13 protein-coding genes and 2 pseudogenes are annotated in these 19,499 nt (G+C 69.9%); 5 read left to right on the top strand and 10 right to left on the bottom strand.

Annotated elements, in window-relative coordinates; all coding sequences use genetic code 11:
* Positions 1-12: 12 nt before the first annotated feature.
* The 3 genes from B9S61_RS09150 to B9S61_RS09140 all read right to left on the bottom strand — a co-directional run bounded on the left by B9S61_RS09150 (position 13) and on the right by B9S61_RS09140 (position 4,027).
* Positions 13-990 (bottom strand): ABC transporter permease, encoded by a 978-nt coding sequence (locus tag B9S61_RS09150; protein ID WP_103541807.1) that lies wholly within the window; start codon positions 988-990, stop codon positions 13-15.
* 99 nt (positions 991-1,089) lie between these two features.
* On the bottom strand, positions 1,090-2,880 hold the full coding sequence (locus tag B9S61_RS09145; protein WP_181007305.1) for an ABC transporter substrate-binding protein: 1,791 nt from the start codon (positions 2,878-2,880) through the stop codon (positions 1,090-1,092).
* Positions 2,881-2,980: 100 nt separating this feature from the next.
* Positions 2,981-4,027: an ABC transporter permease gene (locus tag B9S61_RS09140; RefSeq protein WP_103541806.1), complete on the bottom strand. Its 1,047-nt coding sequence runs from the start codon at positions 4,025-4,027 to the stop codon at positions 2,981-2,983.
* A 444-nt stretch (positions 4,028-4,471) separates the two neighbouring features.
* Here B9S61_RS09140 and typA point away from each other — a divergent pair, with 444 nt between their 5' ends.
* Positions 4,472-6,379, top strand: coding sequence for a translational GTPase TypA (gene typA / locus B9S61_RS09135; protein ID WP_103541805.1), 1,908 nt, complete (start codon positions 4,472-4,474; stop codon positions 6,377-6,379).
* Between the two features lie 77 nt (positions 6,380-6,456).
* Here typA and B9S61_RS09130 read toward each other — a convergent pair whose 3' ends face one another.
* Positions 6,457-8,760: an ABC transporter family substrate-binding protein gene (locus B9S61_RS09130; RefSeq protein ID WP_103541804.1), complete on the bottom strand. Its 2,304-nt coding sequence runs from the start codon at positions 8,758-8,760 to the stop codon at positions 6,457-6,459.
* A gap of 289 nt (positions 8,761-9,049) precedes the next feature.
* On the opposite strand from B9S61_RS09130, the gene B9S61_RS09125 reads away from it, so the two are divergent.
* Genes B9S61_RS09125 through B9S61_RS09110 form a run of 4 tightly spaced genes read left to right on the top strand, consistent with a single transcriptional unit; the run spans position 9,050 to position 12,953 of the window.
* Positions 9,050-9,343 carry a hypothetical protein gene (locus tag B9S61_RS09125; protein WP_103541803.1) on the top strand — a complete coding sequence of 98 codons (294 nt, stop codon included), beginning with the start codon at positions 9,050-9,052 and terminating at the stop codon, positions 9,341-9,343.
* Positions 9,344-9,389: 46 nt separating this feature from the next.
* Positions 9,390-10,226, top strand: a complete 837-nt coding sequence (locus tag B9S61_RS09120) for a hypothetical protein (protein WP_103541802.1) — start codon at positions 9,390-9,392, stop codon at positions 10,224-10,226.
* A gap of 16 nt (positions 10,227-10,242) precedes the next feature.
* Complete coding sequence (locus B9S61_RS09115) at positions 10,243-12,177, top strand: fumarate reductase/succinate dehydrogenase flavoprotein subunit (protein WP_103541801.1); 1,935 nt, start codon at positions 10,243-10,245, stop codon at positions 12,175-12,177.
* On the top strand, positions 12,174-12,953 hold the full coding sequence (locus B9S61_RS09110; protein WP_103541800.1) for a succinate dehydrogenase/fumarate reductase iron-sulfur subunit: 780 nt from the start codon (positions 12,174-12,176) through the stop codon (positions 12,951-12,953). The genes B9S61_RS09115 and B9S61_RS09110 overlap by 4 nt, the downstream gene beginning before the upstream one ends.
* Here B9S61_RS09110 and B9S61_RS40730 read toward each other — a convergent pair.
* The 6 genes and pseudogenes from B9S61_RS40730 to B9S61_RS09080 form a co-directional block, all read right to left on the bottom strand.
* Positions 12,950-14,235: pseudogene (locus tag B9S61_RS40730) on the bottom strand (hypothetical protein). The gene B9S61_RS09110 and the pseudogene B9S61_RS40730 sit on opposite strands and share 4 nt — an antisense overlap.
* Positions 14,236-14,325: 90 nt before the next feature.
* Positions 14,326-14,887 (bottom strand): annotated as a pseudogene (locus tag B9S61_RS09100) (GNAT family N-acetyltransferase).
* 32 nt (positions 14,888-14,919) lie between these two features.
* Positions 14,920-17,559 carry a SpoIIE family protein phosphatase gene (locus B9S61_RS09095; RefSeq protein WP_103541824.1) on the bottom strand — a complete coding sequence of 880 codons (2,640 nt, stop codon included), beginning with the start codon at positions 17,557-17,559 and terminating at the stop codon, positions 14,920-14,922.
* 267 nt (positions 17,560-17,826) lie between these two features.
* Positions 17,827-18,234 (bottom strand): ATP-binding protein, encoded by a 408-nt coding sequence (locus tag B9S61_RS09090; RefSeq protein ID WP_103541799.1) that lies wholly within the window; start codon positions 18,232-18,234, stop codon positions 17,827-17,829.
* A 143-nt stretch (positions 18,235-18,377) separates the two neighbouring features.
* On the bottom strand, positions 18,378-18,824 hold the full coding sequence (locus B9S61_RS09085) for a (deoxy)nucleoside triphosphate pyrophosphohydrolase (RefSeq protein WP_103541798.1): 447 nt from the start codon (positions 18,822-18,824) through the stop codon (positions 18,378-18,380).
* A gap of 89 nt (positions 18,825-18,913) precedes the next feature.
* Positions 18,914-19,150: an SPOR domain-containing protein gene (locus tag B9S61_RS09080; RefSeq protein ID WP_258039602.1), complete on the bottom strand. Its 237-nt coding sequence runs from the start codon at positions 19,148-19,150 to the stop codon at positions 18,914-18,916.
* Between the last annotated feature and the right edge of the window lie 349 nt (positions 19,151-19,499).

Raw genomic sequence — 19,499 nt, 5'->3', positions numbered from 1 at the left:
GGTTCGTTCTTCCTAGGAGAGCCGGACGCGCGGATCGATCCAGGCGTACGCGATGTCGACGAGGATGTTCATGAGCAGGATGAAGAAGGCTCCCACGAGCATGACACCCATCGTCAGCGGAAGGTCCTTCTGGACCGCGCCGTCGACCGCGAGACGGCCGATTCCCTGGAGCGAGAAGGTGAGTTCGGTGACGACGCCGCCGCCGAGCAGGGCGCTGATGTCGATGCCGAGAATCGTGACGATCGGAATCATCGCGCCGCGCCAGGCGTAGCGGAAGAAGACGTATCTGCGCGGCATGCCCTTGGCCCGGGCGGTGCGCACGTGCTCCTCCTGGAGCTGCTCGATGATCGAGGAGCGAGCCATACGGGTGTACTGCGCGGTGAAGATCGTGGACATCACGAGGATCGGAATGGACAGCCCGACGAGCCAGCCGACCGGATCCTGGGTGAACGGCACGTACTTCGGGTCCTCCATCCAACCGGTGCTGTAGACGAAGATCAGCAGCACGATCGGGCCGAGGAAGTAGATCTGGAACGAGCTGAGAACCATGGACGCGCCGGTGGCGACCTTGTCCACGAGGGTGCCGCGGCGGTAGGCGGCGAGCATGCCCGTGCCGAGACCGACGAACAGGAAGCAGACGATGCCGCCGACCGTGAGCGAGAGCGTCAGCGGAAGCCGGTCGACGATCAGGTCCCAGACGTTCTCGCTGTAGTAGAAGGACTGTCCGAGACACGGGGCGGGGCAGTCGCCGTCGGGGAAGTCACGGCCGGCCACGATGCCGGACATGAAGTCCCAGAACTGTGTGGCGAGGGGCAGGTCGAGTCCCAGTGCGTGCCGGATGTCCTCCAGTCTCTCGGGCGAGCAGTCCTTGCCACAGGCCAGGGAGGCGTAGTCGGACGGCGCGGCGACGAAGAGGAAGAAGGTTGCGGCGCCGATCAGAAACAGGGTGACGACAGCGCCGACGGAGCGCCGGAGTATGAACTGAAGCATGGCGGTGGGAGCTGCTCTCTGCGGAGACGGTGGACGGATTCACGGAACCGCGGGGGCACGCTCCGCCTGGTGCGTGCCCCCGCGGTCAGCCGCAACGGGTTACGACTTCAGGAACAGCCGGGTGATGTCCATGTAGCTGGACTCGGTGCTGTAGCGGGCACCGCCGATGTTCGAACCGTAGAGCTGGAACTGCTTCGTGTACCACAGCGGAGCGGCCGGGTTGACCTCTTCGAGGATGTACTCGTGAGCCGCCTTCCAGGTCTTCGCCGCCTCCTCGGGCTGCTCGGTCAGGGCCTTGTTGATCAGCTCCTGGACCTTCGGGTCCTTGATGTGCGAGTAGTTCGACTTGCCGTCGCTGACCTGGTCACCGTCGTAGATGGGCGTGACGACCGTGGCCGGGGACGGCCAGTCCTGGCCCCAGCCGGTGATGTACATGTCGTACGCGTTGTTGATCTTGCCGATCTGCTCGTAGAAGCTGGCGGAGTCGACCTCCTTGGAGACGACGTCGATGCCGATCTTGCCGAGCGCGTCCTCGATGGCGACCTTGCGCTTCTGGCCCGGCTCGGAGTTCGGGTAGGCGAAGACCAGCTTCTTCTCCGCGGCCGGAACGTCCTTCAGGAGCTCCTTGGCCTTCTCGATGTTGCCGCTGGGCATCTTCAGACGACCGTAGGGGTCGTACGTCGCGTCGTAGCCCGGCAGCGTCGGGGCGAACAGGTTCGGCGCGACGTCCCCGCCGTACGCGCCACCCTCACCAGCGATGAGCGACTTCGAGTTGACGCCGTAGGTGATGGCGTCACGGACCGCCTTGTTCTTGACCCGGTCCAGGTTGAACGTGAGCTGCATCACGTAGGGCTGGTAGCCCTTGATGGTGCGCTTGTTCACGGCCGGGTCGCCGATGACGTTCTGGATCTGGGTGGAGTCGACGCCGCCGGTGAACTGGATGGCGTTCTTGGAGACACCCTGGTCGGCGATCAGACGCTTGGTCTGGGTCGACTCGGTGACACCGAACTGGAAGTTGAAGGCGTCCACGTACTGGTGGCGCACCGCGTCGGTCTTCGGGTCCCAGTTCTCGTTCTTGATGAGCTTGAGGGACTTGCCGGCCTTGATCTCACCGATCTTGTAGGGGCCGAGGGCGACCGGCTTCTTGTCGTACTTCTCCTTCGTGTCGGTCTCCTCCGGCACGATGGAGTAGCCCGGCATGGCCAGCGTCATCGGCAGGTCGGGACGCGGCTGGTCGAAGTGGAAGACGATGGTCTTGTCGTCCGGGGTGTCCAGCACGGTGGCCGGCAGGTGCTTCGAGCCGAAGCCGCCGTCCGGCAGGGCCTTGCGGTAGTCGGCACCGCTCAGCCAGGTCTGCAGGAACGTCGGGCCGTCGAAGATGAACTCCGCGTACAGGCGCTCGACGGTGTGGCGGACGTCGGCGGAGGTGATCTCCTTGCCGTTCTCGTCCTTGACGCCGTCCTTGAGCGTGAACGTCCAGGTCTTGTTGTCGTTGGACGCCTTGCCCGCGTCGGTGGCGAGGTCACCCACGACGGCGACGTTGCCCTTGCCGTCCTCCTGGAAGTTCGTCAGACCACGGAAGAGCAGGTTGGACAGCTGGCCGGCGTCGGAGACGTAGATCTGGCCCGGGTCCATGTGCGTGATGCCGGACTCCTGGTAGACGGTGATCGTACCGCCCGGCTTGGCGCCCGGAACTTCCTCGGCCGGACCGGTCGAGGCCGCGGCGTCAAGGTACTCGACGCCCTTCGACTGCTCCTTTGCCTCCTCCTGGTCCTTCTTGGAGTCCTTGCCGGAGTCACCGCCCGTGTTCTCCGAGCAGCCCGTGAGCGCGAGGGAGCCGGCCGCGATCGCGACCAGAATGGCGCGAGTTCTGCGCGAGTTGAGCTTCATGAGGTGAGTGCACCTACCTGTCTCTGTGATCCATAGTTACTGCCTGACGCGGCTGGAGGGCCGACGCGGGGGCGGCAGCCACCCCCCACCAATGGACGGTTCAGCGCCCGGACTTGGGGTCGAAGGCATCCCGTACCGAGTCTCCGAGGAGGTTGAAGCACAGGATGAAGATGACCAGCGCGATACCCGGGAAGAAGATGAACGCCGGGTCCTGCTGGGTGTACTGCGCGCCGGCGGCGAACAGGCGCCCCCAGTCCGGCGTGGGCTCGACGAATCCGACGCCCGCGAAGGAGAGGAAGGCGATGGTCAGGATGGTGCTGGGCAGCTGATACGTGTACTGCACCAGCACCGGGGTGACGATGTTCGGCAGGATCTCCTTGCGGATGATCCTCGCCGGCGAGGCACCGGACACCTTGGCGGCCTCGATGAACTCACGCTCACGCAGGGCCAGCACCACGGACCGGACGAGTCGCGCCATGCCCATCCACCCGAGGACCCACAGCACGATCAGAATGGCCAGCGCCCTGAAGTAGGTGGGCGTCTCCTCCCGGGGGTCCACGAAGAAGGCGGTCACCACGGGCATGAAGGCGATGAAGAACAGCTGCGAGGGGAAGGACAGGAAGAAGTCCGTGACCCGGCCGAGCCAGTAGTCGGTACGGCCGCCGAAGTAGCCGCCGACCACACCGATGAGGACGCCGGTCAGGGTCAGCAGGGTGGACACACCCAGCGCCATGTACAGGGACGTCCGCATGCCGTAGATCATCATGGCGAAGAGGTCGCGGCCGTACTGCGGCTCGACACCGAACCAGTGCTCCGCGGAGACGCCGCCGAAGTAGCCCAGCGGAAGACCGAAGTCGTCGAGCACCGGACTGTCCGCGTAGGTGGGGTCCTGTCCGTACAGGGTGTACGGGTTCGTCCCGCTGATCGCGGTGAGCAGGGGTGCCAGCAGGGAGATGGCGAAGAAGAAAATAACTACCGCGGCACAGATCATACCGGTACGGTCACGCCGGAAGCGCTGCCACATGAGTCGGCCAGGCGATCGGCCCTCGAGGCCCGTCTTGTTCTTGGCGGTCTCGCTGGTCGACGCCAGTTCGGGTTCCAAGGCGACCGCGGACCCCGAGTCCTCGGCCTTGGTTGGACTGGTCATGTTGTGTTCGTCCCCCGGGGGGTTGGAGAGTTGAGCGCAGCACAGATACCGGCAGGTTCTGTGGTTTGGGGGAACTTTCGCCAAGACGGTCAACGCGCGTCAAGGGCGGAAGGCATAGGGATCTCCCTACCGTCCATATTTTGAGCAAAAATTGCAACGATTGACACCTACGCGCGCTTGACACCGACAATTGAATATCGACATTACGGACATTTAGGCGCACCATTTTGTTTACATGTCCGAAACGTGTTTCCGTGCACTCCGATATCCGAACGACTCTTCCCGGACCCCGGGAGCCGCAGGGGGCTCTCCGGCGCGCGACGGCGGACCTCGCGGCGGCGCCGTACCATGGAGTGCGGCCGTGGCGTGTGTCAGCCCGGCAGGGCCCGCACACCACACATGCTCGTGCAGGGCATTCCACAGCACTCCGGGAGTACGCCTTTTATGGCCACGCGCCACGACATCCGCAACGTCGCCATCGTCGCCCACGTCGACCACGGCAAGACCACCATCGTCGACGGCATGCTCAAGCAGGCCGGCGCCTTCGCCGCGCACCAGCTCGACTCGGTCGACGACCGCATGATGGACTCGAACGACCTGGAGCGTGAGAAGGGCATCACGATCCTCGCCAAGAACACGGCGGTGAAGTACCACCCCAAGGACGGCGGGGAGCCCATCACGATCAACATCATCGACACCCCCGGCCACGCCGACTTCGGCGGTGAGGTCGAGCGCGGCCTGTCGATGGTCGACGGTGTGGTGCTGCTGGTGGACGCCTCCGAGGGCCCGCTGCCGCAGACCCGCTTCGTGCTGCGCAAGGCGCTGCAGCAGAAGCTGCCGATCATTCTCTGCATCAACAAGACGGACCGTCCGGACGCCCGGATCGACGAGGTCGTCAACGAGACCTACGACCTCTTCCTCGACCTGGACGCCGACGAGGAGCAGATCGAGTTCCCGATCGTCTACGCCTGCGGCCGCGACGGTGTCGCCTCCCTGACCAAGCCGGACGACGGCACGGTCCCCGCCGACTCCACCAGTCTGCAGCCGTTCTTCTCGACGATCCTGGACTACATCCCGGCGCCGACCTACGACGAGGGCGCCCCGCTCCAGGCCCACGTCACCAACCTCGACGCCGACAACTTCCTCGGCCGTATCGCCCTGCTCCGCGTCCACCAGGGCGAGCTGAAGAAGGGGCAGACGGTCGCCTGGATGAAGCGCGACGGCTCGGTGAGCAACGTGCGCATCTCCGAGCTGATGATGACGGAGGCGCTCACCCGCAAGCCCGCCGAGAAGGCCGGCCCCGGTGACATCTGCGCCGTCGCCGGTATCCCGGACATCATGATCGGCGAGACCCTGGCCGACCCGGAGAACCCCGTCCCGCTGCCGCTGATCACGGTGGACGAGCCGGCGATCTCCATGACCATCGGCACCAACACCTCCCCGCTGGTCGGCCGCGGCGGCACCGGCAAGGGCGCCGGCAACAAGGCGGCGGTCAAGGACCGCAAGGTCACCGCCCGCCAGGTCAAGGACCGCCTGGACCGCGAGCTGATCGGCAACGTCTCGCTCCGCGTCCTGGACACCGAGCGCCCCGACACCTGGGAGGTGCAGGGCCGCGGCGAGCTGGCGCTGGCCATCCTGGTCGAGCAGATGCGCCGGGAGGGCTTCGAGCTGACCATCGGCAAGCCGCAGGTCGTCACCAAGGAGGTCGACGGCAAGACGTACGAGCCCGTCGAGCGCATGACGGTCGACGTGCCCGAGGAGCACATGGGCGCGGTCACACAGCTCATGGGCGTCCGCAAGGGCCGGATGGACAACATGTCCAACCACGGCTCCGGCTGGGTGCGCATGGAGTTCGTGGTGCCCTCCCGCGGTCTGATCGGCTTCCGTACGGAGTTCCTGACCCAGACCCGCGGCACGGGCATCGGCCACTCCATCCACGAGGGCCACGAGCCCTGGTTCGGGACGCTGACCACCCGGAACAACGGCTCGCTGGTCGCCGACCGCGCCGGCGCGGTCACCGCGTTCGCGATGACCAACCTGCAGGAGCGCGGTGTGCTGTTCACCGAGCCCGGCACCGAGGTGTACGAGGGCATGATCGTCGGCGAGAACTCCCGCTCCGACGACATGGACGTCAACATCACCAAGGAGAAGAAGCTCACCAACATGCGGTCGTCCTCGGCCGACTCGTTCGAGGCGATCGTCCCGCCGCGCAAGCTGTCGCTGGAGCAGTCCCTGGAGTTCTGCCGTGACGACGAGTGCGTGGAGGTCACCCCGGAGGCCGTGCGCATCCGCAAGGTGAACCTGGACGCCCGCGAGCGCGCCCGCGCCACCAGCCGCGCCAAGCACGGCTGACCGGGTAAGGCTCCGGATCACAGGGAAAGCGGCCCACCCCGCGCGGGGTGGGCCGCTTTCGCTTGTTCCCGGGCCGGTCAGTCCCCGGACGGCTCCTCCGGACGCTTCGCCTCCGGCGAGCCCCCCGAGCCGGATCCGGCCGGCGAGCCGGACGGGCCCTGGGCGGACTTCTTGAGGAAGCCCATGTCCTCGAAGACCGGGGTGCGGAAGCCGAAGGCGCCCGCGTTGGCCAGGTTCTTGCGGGCCGCGACGAGCTGCGGGCGCTGGAAGAGGGGGATCGAGCCGGCCGCCGCCCAGATACGGGAGTCCGCCTTGCGGATCAGTGAGCGGCGCTCCTTGTCGTCCAGGGTGCCGATGGCCTGGTCGAAGAGCTGGTCGACCTGGTCGGTGCCGACGCGGGTCCAGTTCTGCTCCACGTTCAGCGAGCCGTCGGCGGCCGGGACCGGCTTGGAGTAGACGGGGCGGGCGTCGGTGGCGGGGAAGGCGGTCGCGGGCCACGAGTACAGGGCGAGGTCGTACTCGCCCGAGGCGATGTGGTCCTTGAAGTAGCTGTCGTTGTCGACCTTGGAGATGTCGGTGCGGATGCCGATCTTCTCCAGCATCTTCGAGATCCGTCCGGCCACGGTGGCCGACGTCTCCGAGCCGGGCCCGGAGGGCAGGACGAAGCGGAGGGTGAGCGCCTTGCCGTCCTTGGCGACGGGGGCGTTCTCCGCGCGGGCCGGGGCGGCGGTGCCCTTGGGGGCGTAGGCGCCGGGGGCGCTGCCCTGGTTCAGCTGCTTGGTACCGGTGCCGGAGTCGCGCGGGGCCTTGTCGTCCCCGCCGGATCCGCCGGACCCGTCACCCTTGTCTTCCTTGTCTTCCTTGTCTTCCTTGTCTTCCTTGTCTTCCTTGTCGTTGTCCTCGCCGACGATGTACGTCCCGTCGTCGGCGTCCTCGCCGTCCCCGGACTCGCTTCCGGAGGTGCCGTCCTTCTCCGACTCCGCGCCGGCCGCTTCCTCCTCGTCGTCCTGCTTCTTCTCGACCGGCCCTCCCCGCACCCAGCCGGCGTCCGCGAGCAGCGCCCGCGCCTCCTTGGCGTCCTGCTCGCCGAGGGCGCCGCTGCCGTCGGCGTAGGCGGTCTGGCCGGCCAGCGCGAGATGACTGCCGACGGGCTCGGCGGGCAGGCCCAGTGGCTTCAGGACGGCCTCGGCGATGTCCGCGCGGTCCAGGGCGCGGGCCACGGCGCGGCGGACCCGCTCGTCGGCGAGGGGTCCCTCGGCACCGTTGAGGGCGAGCTGGGTGTAGGCGGGCTCCAGGGACTTGCGGACCTCGAAGCCGCCGAGCGCCTTCTGCCGGCGGGCGTACTTCTCGGCCTTCTTGCGGAGCTTCTTGCGGGCGGTGATCTCCTCGTCGGCGGCGTCCTCGTCGGAGCCGTTGGCAACCGCCCAGGAGCGCAGCGCGTCGGCGGCGGAGCGGTCCGCGCCGGGGCCCGCGAGGGGGGTGCCTCCGCTCTTCGCCGGCGGAAGCGCGGCGGCGGTGATCCGGCCGGCGGCACCGGGGTCGATCTCGGCCAGGTCGATGGTGCCCTTGCTGAGCGCGGAGATCCGCTTGTCGTGGGCGACGGAGCGCAGCACGATCTTGGAGAGTCTCGCCGGGTCGCCCCACCAGCGCGCGTTGCGGGTGAGGGTGACCTCCTTCCCGTCGGTGTCGACCTTCTCCACCGTGAAGGGTCCCGCGGTGACTTTCAGCTTCTCGCGCGCCCCGTCGTTGAAGGAGTCGGGGGTGCCCATGACCTCCTTGGGGTACAGCGGGGTGAACAGCGACTTCCAGTCGGCGTAGGGGCGGCTGAAGGTGACTTTGACCTCGAGGTCGTTCCTGCCCCGTTCGATCTTGCCGATGCGGTCGTAGCCGGCGTTGCGGGCGGTCCAGTAGGCGGTGTCCTTGCCGGACAGGGCGCGCCACTGTGCGGCGAAGTCGGCGGCGCCGATCTCGCGGCCGTCACTCCAGACGGCCTGCTGGTCGAGCTTGTAGAGGACCACCTGTTTGGGCTCGGTGTCGACGACCTCGGCGGACTCCAGATAGTCCGGGTTGCGCACCGCCCGGCCCTGGCCGTCCATCCGGTACAGGGAGGGCAGCACGGCCTGGGCGATCCGGGAGGTGGTGCTGTCGGCGTCCGCCTGGAAGGTGTTCAGGGTGTCCGGGACGGTGTCCACGGCCCAGCGCAGGGTGCCCCCGTCGGCGACCTTCGCCCGGTCGGCCTCCGCGATGTCCGCTCCGGCGAGCGGCTTGCCCGCGGGATCGTCGGAACCGCATCCGGCCAGTGCGGGCACCGCGAGCATGCCGGCGGTGAGGAGGGCGACCGAGCGCAGAGCCGCGCGCGGTCCGGCGCCGTCGTGGGACATCTCTGGGTACCTCCGGGAAGCCGCGGGCGTTACGATCACTTTTGGTGGTATTTGGAGTTCATCCGATGTATGCGGCCCACTGAAGAGGAAAGGGTTCGGCAACTCAGGGCGACACGGCGGCCACGGGTGTCAACCCCACCCGTGCGGCGCAACGCACCGTCCGGTGCACCCGTACGCCTCGGCCAATCGATGCACATCCCTTCACAGCACAAGGTGTGACGCGCAACACTCGCAGGCGCATGAACGTTGCCGCCTTGGGCCCGAAGACCCGTGGAAGTGAGGGCAAGTCATGTCCGTGCACGACGAACTGACATCCGTCCAGCGCTGTCTCGACGACCTGATCCGGTCGGTGGGGCGGCTGGAGAAGACGCTGGGCTCCGGCGGCCTGGAGATGCGCCGCGTCCGGTCCGACACCCATCACCTGCGCGAGAGCATCGCGCTGCTGCGGGAGACGGCGGCCACCACGGCGGCCCCCCAGAAGCGGCCCGACCTCGTGACCATCTCCGACACGCCCTACGACCCCTCGCTGTGGGTGGACACGGACGACGAGGGACTCGGCGCCCGCGGCCGTCACGCCCCCTGACCCCCGCCGATCGCGGCGTCCCCCTGACCCCTACCGGAGTGGACAAGTGGCCACTGGCACGGAACCTCCTGCCACAGAACCCCAACCCCGAAGCGGCGGCGTGAGAACCGGTACACGCGCCGCGATCGCCGCCCCGCACCTGCGGACCGACCGCTGGTGGCTGGCCCCGGCCGCCACCGCGGCCGGGCTGCTCGCCTTCGTCGTCTACTCGACCTGGCGGGCCCTCGCGAACGCCGACTACTACGCGGCGCCGTACGTCTCACCGTTCTACTCGCCCTGCCTGGCGGAGAACTGCGAGCCGATGAAGGCCGGACCCAACTGGGAGCTGTTCGGAAGCTGGTGGGGCCTCTCACCGGCGATCATCATCCTGATCTTCCCGCTCGGCTTCCGGCTGACCTGCTACTACTACCGAAAGGCCTACTACCGGGGCTTCTGGGCGTCCCCGCCGGCCTGCGCGGTCGCCGAACCGCACGCCGGGTACACCGGGGAGACCCGCTTCCCGCTGATCCTGCAGAACATCCACCGGTACTTCTTCTACGCGGCGCTGCTGGTCGCCGGCATCCTGACCTACGACACCGTGCTCGCCTTCCGCGACCAGGACTACAACTGGGGCCACATGGGGCTCGGCACCCTGGTGTTCCTGGTCAACATCGCGCTGATCTGGGCGTACACGATCTCCTGTCACTCCTGCCGGCACATCGTCGGCGGGAAGCTCAAGCACTTCTCCAGACATCCCGTGCGCTACCGGATGTGGCAGTGGGTGGGCCGGCTCAACGCCCGGCACATGCAGCTCGCCTGGGCGTCGCTGCTGAGTGTGGCGCTCGCCGACCTCTACGTGTACCTCGTCGCGTCCGGTGTCTTCGACGATCCGCGCTTCTTCTAGCTGGGGGCTTTGACTGATGTCCGTGGTCGACCGACAGGAGTGGGACGTCGTCGTGGTCGGGGCCGGCGGTGCCGGGCTGCGCGCCGCCATCGAGGCCCGCGAGCGGGGCGCCCGTACCGCCGTGATCTGCAAGTCGCTGTTCGGCAAGGCGCACACCGTGATGGCCGAGGGCGGCATCGCCGCGGCGATGGGCAACGTCAACTCCGGCGACAACTGGCAGACGCACTTCCGCGACACCCTGCGCGGCGGGAAGTTCCTCAACCAGTGGCGGATGGCCGAGCTGCACGCCCGGGAGGCGCCGCAGCGGGTGTGGGAGCTGGAGACCTGGGGCGCGCTGTTCGACCGGACGAAGGACGGCCGGATCTCGCAGCGCAACTTCGGCGGCCACGAGTACCCGCGCCTCGCCCACGTCGGCGACCGTACGGGCCTCGAGCTGATCCGCACCCTCCAGCAGAAGATCGTCGCGCTCCAGCAGGAGGACTTCCGGGAGACCGGGGACCACGAGTCCCGGCTGAAGGTCTTCCAGGAGTGCACGGTCACCCGGGTGCTGAAGGAGGACGAGAAGGTCAGCGGGGTCTTCGGCTACGAACGGGAGTCCGGGCGCTTCTTCGTGCTGGAGGCGCCCGCCGTGGTGATCGCGACCGGCGGGATCGGCAAGTCGTTCAAGGTGACGTCGAACTCGTGGGAGTACACCGGCGACGGGCACGCGCTGGCGCTGCTGGCCGGGGCGCCGCTGCTGAACATGGAGTTCGTGCAGTTCCACCCGACCGGCATGGTCTGGCCGCCGTCGGTGAAGGGGATCCTCGTCACCGAGTCGGTCCGCGGGGACGGCGGGGTGCTGCGCAACTCCGAGGGCAAGCGGTTCATGTTCGACTACGTCCCGGACGTCTTCAAGGAGAAGTACGCCGAGTCCGAGGAGGAGGGCGACCGCTGGTACGAGGACCCGGACCACAACCGGCGCCCGCCCGAACTGCTCCCCCGCGACGAGGTGGCCCGCGCGATCAACGCCGAGGTGAAGGCGGGCCGCGGCTCGCCGCACGGCGGGGTCTTCCTGGACGTGTCCACCCGGATGCCCGCCGAGGTGATCAAACGGCGGCTGCCGTCGATGTACCACCAGTTCAAGGAGCTGGCGGACGTCGACATCACGGCGGAGGCGATGGAGGTCGGGCCGACCTGCCACTACGTGATGGGCGGCATCGCCGTCGACTCCGACTCGGCGGCGGCGCGCGGGGTGCCGGGGCTGTTCGCCGCCGGTGAGGTGGCCGGCGGCATGCACGGCTCCAACCGGCTCGGCGGCAACTCCCTGTCCGACCTGCTGGTGTTCGGGCGCCGGGCGGGACGGCACGCGGCCGAGTACGCGGGCCGGGCGGGCACCTCGCGCCCCCGGGCGGACGACGTACAGGTCGACACGGCCGCCGCGGAGGCCCTGCGCCCGTTCTCGGCGGAGAGCGGGGAACCGGACGAGGGCCCCCCGGAGAACCCGTACACGCTGCACCAGGAGCTCCAGCAGGCCATGAACGACCTGGTCGGCATCATCCGCCGCGCACCCGAGATGGAGCAGGCCCTGGCCAAACTCGCCGAGCTGCGGGTACGGGCCCGCCGCGCCGGGGTCGAGGGGCACCGGCAGTTCAACCCGGGCTGGCACCTGGCGCTCGACCTGCGGAACATGCTGCTGGTCAGCGAGTGCGTGGCCCGGGCGGCACTGGAGCGCACCGAGTCGCGCGGCGGGCACACGCGTGAGGACCACTCCGGGATGGACCGGTCCTGGCGCAACGTCAACCTGCTCTGCGAGCTCGCCGACCACACGGACGGTCTCCCGGTCACCGAAGCGGTGCGCGGCCGGATCGCCCTCACCCGCGAGACCACCGAACCCATCCGCACCGACCTGCTCGCCCTCTTCGAGAAGGAGGAGCTGGTCAAGTACCTCGCCGAAGAGGAGCTGTACGAGTGAGCAGCTATGAGGCCCGCTTCAAGGTGTGGCGGGGGGACGTGCAGGGCGGCGGCCTGGAGGACTTCCGGGTCGAGGTGAACGACGGCGAGGTGGTGCTCGACATCATCCACCGCCTCCAGGCCACCCAGACCCCGGATCTCGCCGTGCGCTGGAACTGCAAGGCCGGCAAGTGCGGTTCGTGCTCCGCGGAGATCAACGGGCGTCCGCGGCTGCTGTGCATGACCCGCATGTCGGTCTTCGAGCCGGACGAGACGATCACCGTGACGCCGCTGCGGGCCTTCCCGGTCATCCGCGACCTGGTGACGGACGTCGGCTTCAACTACACCAAGGCCCGGCAGGTCCCGGCCTTCGTACCACCGGAGGGGGTCGGTCCGGGCGAGTACCGGATGATGCAGGAGGACGTGGACCGCTCGCAGGAGTTCCGCAAGTGCATCGAGTGCTTCCTGTGCCAGGACGTCTGCCACGTGGTCCGTGACCACGAGGAGAACAAACCGGTGTTCGCCGGGCCGCGCTTCCTGATGCGGATCGCGGAGCTGGACATGCACCCGCTGGACGCGGCCGGGGAGTCCGGCCTGGACCGGGCACGCACGGCACAGGACGAACACGGCCTCGGCTACTGCAACATCACCAAGTGCTGCACGGAGGTCTGCCCCGAGGGCATCAAGATCACGGACAACGCGCTGATCCCTATGAAGGAGCGGGCGGCGGACCGCAAGTACGACCCGCTGGTGTGGCTGGGATCGAAGATCAGGAGGCGGTCCTCGGACAGGCCTTAGCGGACCCAGCCCTGCCGGTACTCCTTCCAGTTCGTCTCCGTCGCCGCGAAGTCGATGTACGGGGCCACACCGAAGAGTTCGCGGTCGGCGTCCGTCCGGGAGAGACCGAGGCGGACGCCGCGTACGGCGGCGGCCACGGTCTCGGCGTGACCCCAGTGGCTGGGGTTGCTCTCGTAGTAGAACGGCAGGCCCATCAGCAGGTGGGTGGTGGGCGGGGTGACCTCCAGGGCGAGCGAGGTCTGCTGGGCCACGTAGCCGCCGTAGGTGCTCTCCAGCGGCCGCGCGGTGTCGTACGACATCACGGCGATCTGGTCGACGCGCCGGGCGGCCTGGCCGAAGAACGCCTGGGACCACCACTTGGGGTTGTCGGCGAAGAGACCGGCGACGGTGTGGAGCTCCGGGAGCGGGGCGATCTGGTGCGCGGCGACGGACAGTTGGGCGTCCTCGGCCCGGGCGACGGTGCGCAGGTCGTCCAGGAGCGAGAGGTAGTCCGGATCGTCGGAGTGCAGGGGTTCCAGGTCGAGATGGACGCCCTCATAGCCGGCGTCCAGGACCTGGCCGGCGCTGCGGACGACCTCCGCGCGGGTGGCGGCGCGGTCCAGGTGCAGTCCGTCGGGGCCCCCGTTGGCGAGGACATCGCCGAGGAACGCCTGGACCCGGACGCCCGGCAGCTCGCGGTGCACGGCGTCGATCAGCCGGCGGGCGCGCGGGTACGTGGACTTCGGCAGGGTGCCGTCGTGCTCCAGCGGACCGGAGTGGACGTAGAGGTCACGGATGCCGGTGTCCTCGAGGCGGCGGGCGAACGCGGTGACGTCGGCGTCCTGCTTCCGCCCGTCCACCCAGGCGTGCCCGAGCCACATGGCGTCCCGGTCACGGTGTACGTGCCGTCCACCGGATCACCCATGTAGTTGACGCGCAGGGCGGTCTCGACGGCCAGGATCGGCACGATCAGGAGAAGGGCGAGCACGAGGGCGGCGCGTCTGACCCGGCGGACCCAGGGTCTGCGGCGTCCGCCGGCCCGCCCGTCGGGGACCGCGGCGGAGTCGCCTTCGGTCCGCTCCCCCGGGGAGACCGCGTCACCCGCGTCACCCGCTCCTGCCGGCTCCGCACGCGACGGCCCGGGTTGCGCACGCGGCTCGCCGGGCGGTGAGCCGGCCTCGGCAGGCTCCCGCGGGGTGGCGCCGTCGCCGTCGCCGTCCGGACCGCTCGCCCCGGCCGGTTCCGGGGTCGGGGTCGGGGGGTCCGCCGGGGTCGACGGTTCCTGCGGGTCCGTACGCTCCATGCCGGCTCCCCTTCGCGTGTCGACTCCCTCGCGGCAGCCGTGTGGTTGATGTTGAGGGGAGGACGAGGGGAACGGGTGTTCCGGTTGCGATCACGCCGCGGTGGGCGCCTGCCGTATGTGCCGGTGGCCGTTCAGGGGGAAGGCGGGCGGGGCGGCGGGGAGCACGCCGGACAGGGCGAAGCCGCTCTTCTCCGCGACCCGGCAGGAGGCCGCGTTGTCCACCTGGTGCAGCAGTTCCAGACGGAGCAGGCCCTCCCGCGCGAAGGTCGCGAACGCCCAGTCGGCCAGGGCCGTCACAGCGCGCGGGGCCACTCCCCCGGCCCCGTGCGTGGGCCGCCGTCCAGTAGCCGACCTCGGCCGAGGAGGAGGGCGTGGCACGGCGTTCGAGGACCACGTTGCCCGCCGGCCGGGTGCCGGGCGACCCCGTCTCCACCACGGCGAAGGCGAGCCGTTCGCCGGTCTCCCAGCCGCGCCGCTGCTCGGCCACCCGGCGCGCCGCGTCCGTCTCGTCGTGCACGGGCGCGCTCACCCAGCGGCGCAGGGCCTCGTCCCGGTACGGCTCGGCGAGGGCGGCGGCGTCCTCCGGGGTCCAGGGGCGCAGGGTGAGGCCGCCGGTCGTCAGGCGGACCGGGGCGGCGGGATTGAGGTGCACGGCACGAGCGTACGCACTACGCCGGCGTACCGTCAGAACAGGCTCAGCAGGGCCTCCGCCGGGTCGGTGAGGGTCGTGTCGGTGCCGGGGAGGGGGAGTTCGAACCAGACCGTCTTGCCCCGCGGGGTACGGCGTGAGCCCCAGGCCGCGCTGAGCAGGCCGACGAGCTGGAGGCCGCGGCCGCCCTCGTCGGTGTCGCGGGCGCGCCGGCGGCGGGGCTGGACCAGGCCGGAGTCCCAGACCTCGCAGACCAGGGTGCGGTCGAGGAGGAGCCGGAGCCTGATCTCGCCCTCGCCGTAGCGCAGGGCGTTGGTGACCAGTTCGCTGACCAGGAGTTCCGTGGTGTCGACCAGGGGCTCCATGCCCCAGGCCAGCAGTTGTGTCCGGGCGTACTCGCGGGCGCGGCCCACGCTGCGGGGCTCGCGGGGCAGGGTCCAGTCGCCGACGGAGTCGGCGGGCAGTCCCTGGACGCGGGCCATCAGCAGGGCGATGTCGTCCTCGCCGTGGTGGGTGTCGAGGGTGTTGAGAACGTGGTCGCAGACGTCCTCCAGAGGTGCGGAGGGGTCCCTCAGGGCGCTCACGAAGGCCTGGAGGCCCTCGTCGAGGGGGTGATCGCGGCTTTCGACCAGTCCATCCGTGTAGAGCGCGAGCAGGGCGCCTTCGGGCAGTTCGACCTCCACCTCCTCGAAGGGCTCCCCGCCGACGCCGAGCGGCATGCCGGGCGGCACGTCCAGCATCAGCGCGGGCTCGCCCGGTTCGACCAGGACGGGCGGCAGATGGCCCGCGTTGGCGAACGTGCAGCGCCTCGTCACCGAGTCGTAGACGGCGTAGACACAGGTTGCCAGGTAGACCTCGGAGAGATCCGCCTCGCGGGGGCGGCGGGCGGCTCTGGTGGCCTGCTGGACGCCTCCCGCGAAGGCCTGGGAGGGCCCGCCGGGGGCGCCGAGGCCCCGGGCGATCTCGTCCAGCTGGGAGAGCACCTCGGCGGGTTCCAGGTCGAGCTGGGCCAGGGTGCGTACGGCGGTGCGCAGTTCACCCATCGCCACGGCCGCGCGCAGACCGCGCCCCATGACGTCGCCGACGACCAGCGCGGTGCGGTGACCGGGCAGTTCGATGACGTCGAACCAGTCACCGCCGACCTCGCTGGACCGGCCCGTCGCCATGCTGCCCGGCAGGTAGCGGCAGGCGATGTCGAGGCCGGACGCCTCCGGGTCGCCGGGCGGGAGCAGCGACCGCTGCAGTATCAGCGCGCGTTCGTGCTCGCGCCGGTACAGGCGGGCGTTGTCGATGCAGACGGCGGCCCGCGCAGCCAGTTCGACCGCGAGGTCGCGGTCGCGGTCGCCGAACGGCTCGCTGCCCTTGGTGCGGGCGAACTGGACGAGGCCCACCACGGTGTCGTGGGCGACCATCGGCACGGCGAGCGTGGACTGCACCAGCCCCCCGTCCTCACCGGGGACCTTCTGCGGGCGGGCGGTGCGCAGGGCGTCCGCACAGGCCGAGTTGAAGGGGTAGTGGTGGACGGCGCCCAGCTTGACGGGATCCCCGCTGCTGCTGAACGGCGCGTCGGAGACGGCGCTGGCGAAGGCGACCCTGCGTACCTCCGCGCTGCCGTCGGCGAGTCCCGGGGGCGTCTCGTCACCGGCCAGCAGGCCCTGGTACAGGTCGACGGTGGCCAGGTCGCAGAAGCCGGGGACGACGACGTCGAGGAGTTCGCGGGCGGTCGTCTCCAGGTCCAGGGAGTTGCCGATCCGGGCGCCCGCCTCGTTGAGAAGGGCGAGATTGCGCCGTGCGGCGGCGGCCTCCCGGGCGGCGGCGCGGCGGGCGGTGATGTCGGTGCCGAGCCAGGCGATGCCGATGGGCCGGCCGCTGCCGCTGTGGACGCGGTAGAGGTTGACGGACCAGTGGCGGCGCTCGTCGGAGCCGGGCACATGGCCCGTGACGTGCATGTCCGTGATGGAGTTGCCGGACTCCAGGACCCGGCGCAGGGTCGCCGCGACCCGCTCGGCCTCCCCGCGCGGCAGATAGTCGTGCACACCCTTGCCGCGGTGGTCGTCGGGGGTGCCGCCGAAGATGGACGCGAACCGGTGGTTGGCGCGCCGTACCCGCAGCTCGGCGTCGATCAGCAGGAAGCCGAACGGAGACTGGCCGAATATCGCCTGCGAGGCGGCGAGATCGGTCTCGATACGGCGCAGGGTGCGGACGTCGACGACGATGCAGACGGCGGCCCTCTCGCCCTCCTCGGTCCGCGTCGGCATGACGTAGACCTCGGCGAGACCCTCACGGTCGCGCTCGTCCGCCACCAGGGAGTCCGGCAGCCGGAAGGGCACCACTCCGGTCCACTCCCGGCCGTCGAGGATCTCGGCCATCTTGCGCTGGCCGCGCTCCCGGCGGACGGGCTCGATGAACGCCTCGATGGGGTCCATGCCGACGGCGCGGTCCGCGGGGATGCCGAAGATCTGCTCGGCGCGCAGGCTCCACTGGTCGACCAGTCCGTCCGGACCGATGGAGAACGAGGCGACCTTGATGTAGTCGTACATGGAGCCGGGCGGACTGCTCTGCCACATCCCGTCGCCGGACGGGGCATCGCCGGAGAAGGGGCCGCCTGTGGCCCCGCTCCTCGCGCCGCCCGACGAGTCCTCGGACTCCGTGGCCTTCGCTGGTATCCCGCTCACGCGAACCGTCCCCTCCAGCTCACCGCGTCCGGCACCGGTCACCGGGGGCGGCTGCCCGCAGTATCCAGCACTACGGCGCCGCACAACACGGTGTTCACGATCACAGCACGGTCCCGATGCATTTCGGTCCGCGCCGTGAGAACACTTCCAGTCTTCTAACCAGCGGACACGTCGTCGAACCCCCCTCTTCGACAACCGCCACGGACCGGAACCGGTCACTCGACGGAAGGGGCGGTCGCGTACACCGGTGAACGGCCGTGCGAGGGCTCAACGCGGGACCGTGAGTTCGAACCACACGGTCTTGCCGACGGCACCGGGCCGGGTGCCCCAGCGGCGGGAGGCGGAGGCCAGGAGCTGCAGTCCGCGCCCGCCCTCGTCCTCCGGCCGGGCGGGGCGTTCGCGCGGGGGATCGGGGAGCGGGTCGGAGACTTCCACGAGGAGGATGTCGGCGAGGCCGTCGGGGCGTACCAGGCGGACACCGATGGGGCCGGTGGCGTGCCGCAGGGCGTTGGTGACCAGTTCGCCGACCAGCAGGGCCGCGAGGTCGCCGACGCTGTCGAGGTCCCAGAGACGCAGTTGGCGGCGGACGGCGCGGCGGGCGGCGCGCACGGCTCCGGGGTCGGCGGAGAAGGTCCACGCGGCCCGGTCGCCGTCGGTGTCGGTCACACGGATCACTTCCCCGCCCGGGGGAGTGAGAGGAGGCTCACCCCATGTCCGATTTCATGGGGTTGATAGGCACATGCCCGATATTCCGGACGGAGTACCGTGTTCGGCGGCACGTCGTGGCACGAAAGGCGCGGAAAGGCGCCCACGCCCCGTCACTCCCGCGCCCGCGCGCCGGAGTCGTGCTTCGCACGCCCTCTCGCCAGGCCGAGATGGGCGAGGGCGTCCCGGACGGCGGGCACATCGTGGTCGAGCCAGTCGACGTCCCAGATCCGGTCCGGGGTGAGCCAGCGCAGGTCGTCGTGGTCCTCGAGGGGCCGGGGCGCCGCGGATCCGGGGCGCAGGCGGGCGGTCCACACCTGCATCACGTACGGCGTCCGCAGCGGCCACTGACCCGGGACGCGCTCTCCCGCCTCGGCGTCGACACCGAGTTCCTCGCGCAACTCCCGTACCACCGCCGCGTCCGGGCTCTCCCCCGGCTCGACCTTGCCGCCCGGCAGTTCCCAGCGCCCGGCCAGTTCGGCGGGCGCGCTTCTGCGGGCGGCGAGCAGCCGCTCCTCGTGCCACAGGGCCGCACCGACCACCACGATCCGCTCGCTCATGCGCCGGAGCCTACGGGAGGGGCCCGCCGCGTCCGGCGAAGGCCCGCGCGCCCACATTCCGGTGGTCCGGGCCGGCGTTCCGGTACGGGTCAGTCCGCCGGTGTTCCCGCCCGGCTGATCCGCTCGACCCAGTAGAGCTGTTTGTGTCCGCGCCCGTCGAGGCTGTCCGCGATCCTCTCCGCCTCGGCGCGGGTCGCGTACCTGCCCACCCGGTAGCGATTGCCGTTGTCGTCCTGGCGCACGACGAGCCAGGGAAGAGTCACCGTGCCGTCGTTCATCGCCCCCCTCCACTTCCCGACCGCGGCCTGCGCCGCACCCCGCCCGATAAGGAAACCCCAGTCCGCATATGCCCGACCCTACGCCTTACCTTTACTGAGCGAATACGCCTTTTCACAAAGAGGCACGCAACCAGCCAGCGCCCAGGGGGCGCACGGCGGCGGACGCGCCGTGCGCGCGGGCCGACGCATCCGGTCAGCGGCATACCGCCGGGCCCGGCCCGCTCCGTCGGCGACCTGGGAGAACGGCCAAATCACTACGGCAGCGCGGCATCCGCGCCCCGCACGGCACGCCGGAGCGGATACGGGGACGGGGCGCGTAAAGGAGCGTGAGGGAGTGATGGGGCGGAAGTGCGAGGGCCGGACCGGGCGCGGACCCGCCGCTGCGCACACCGGGGCG

This window comes from Streptomyces sp. SM1 (genome assembly GCF_002910825.1).
Classification (GTDB): Bacteria; Actinomycetota; Actinomycetes; order Streptomycetales; family Streptomycetaceae; genus Streptomyces; species Streptomyces okerensis.
The sequence above is the reverse complement of the archived record's forward strand: the minus strand, read 5'-3'. Positions and strand labels throughout refer to the sequence as shown.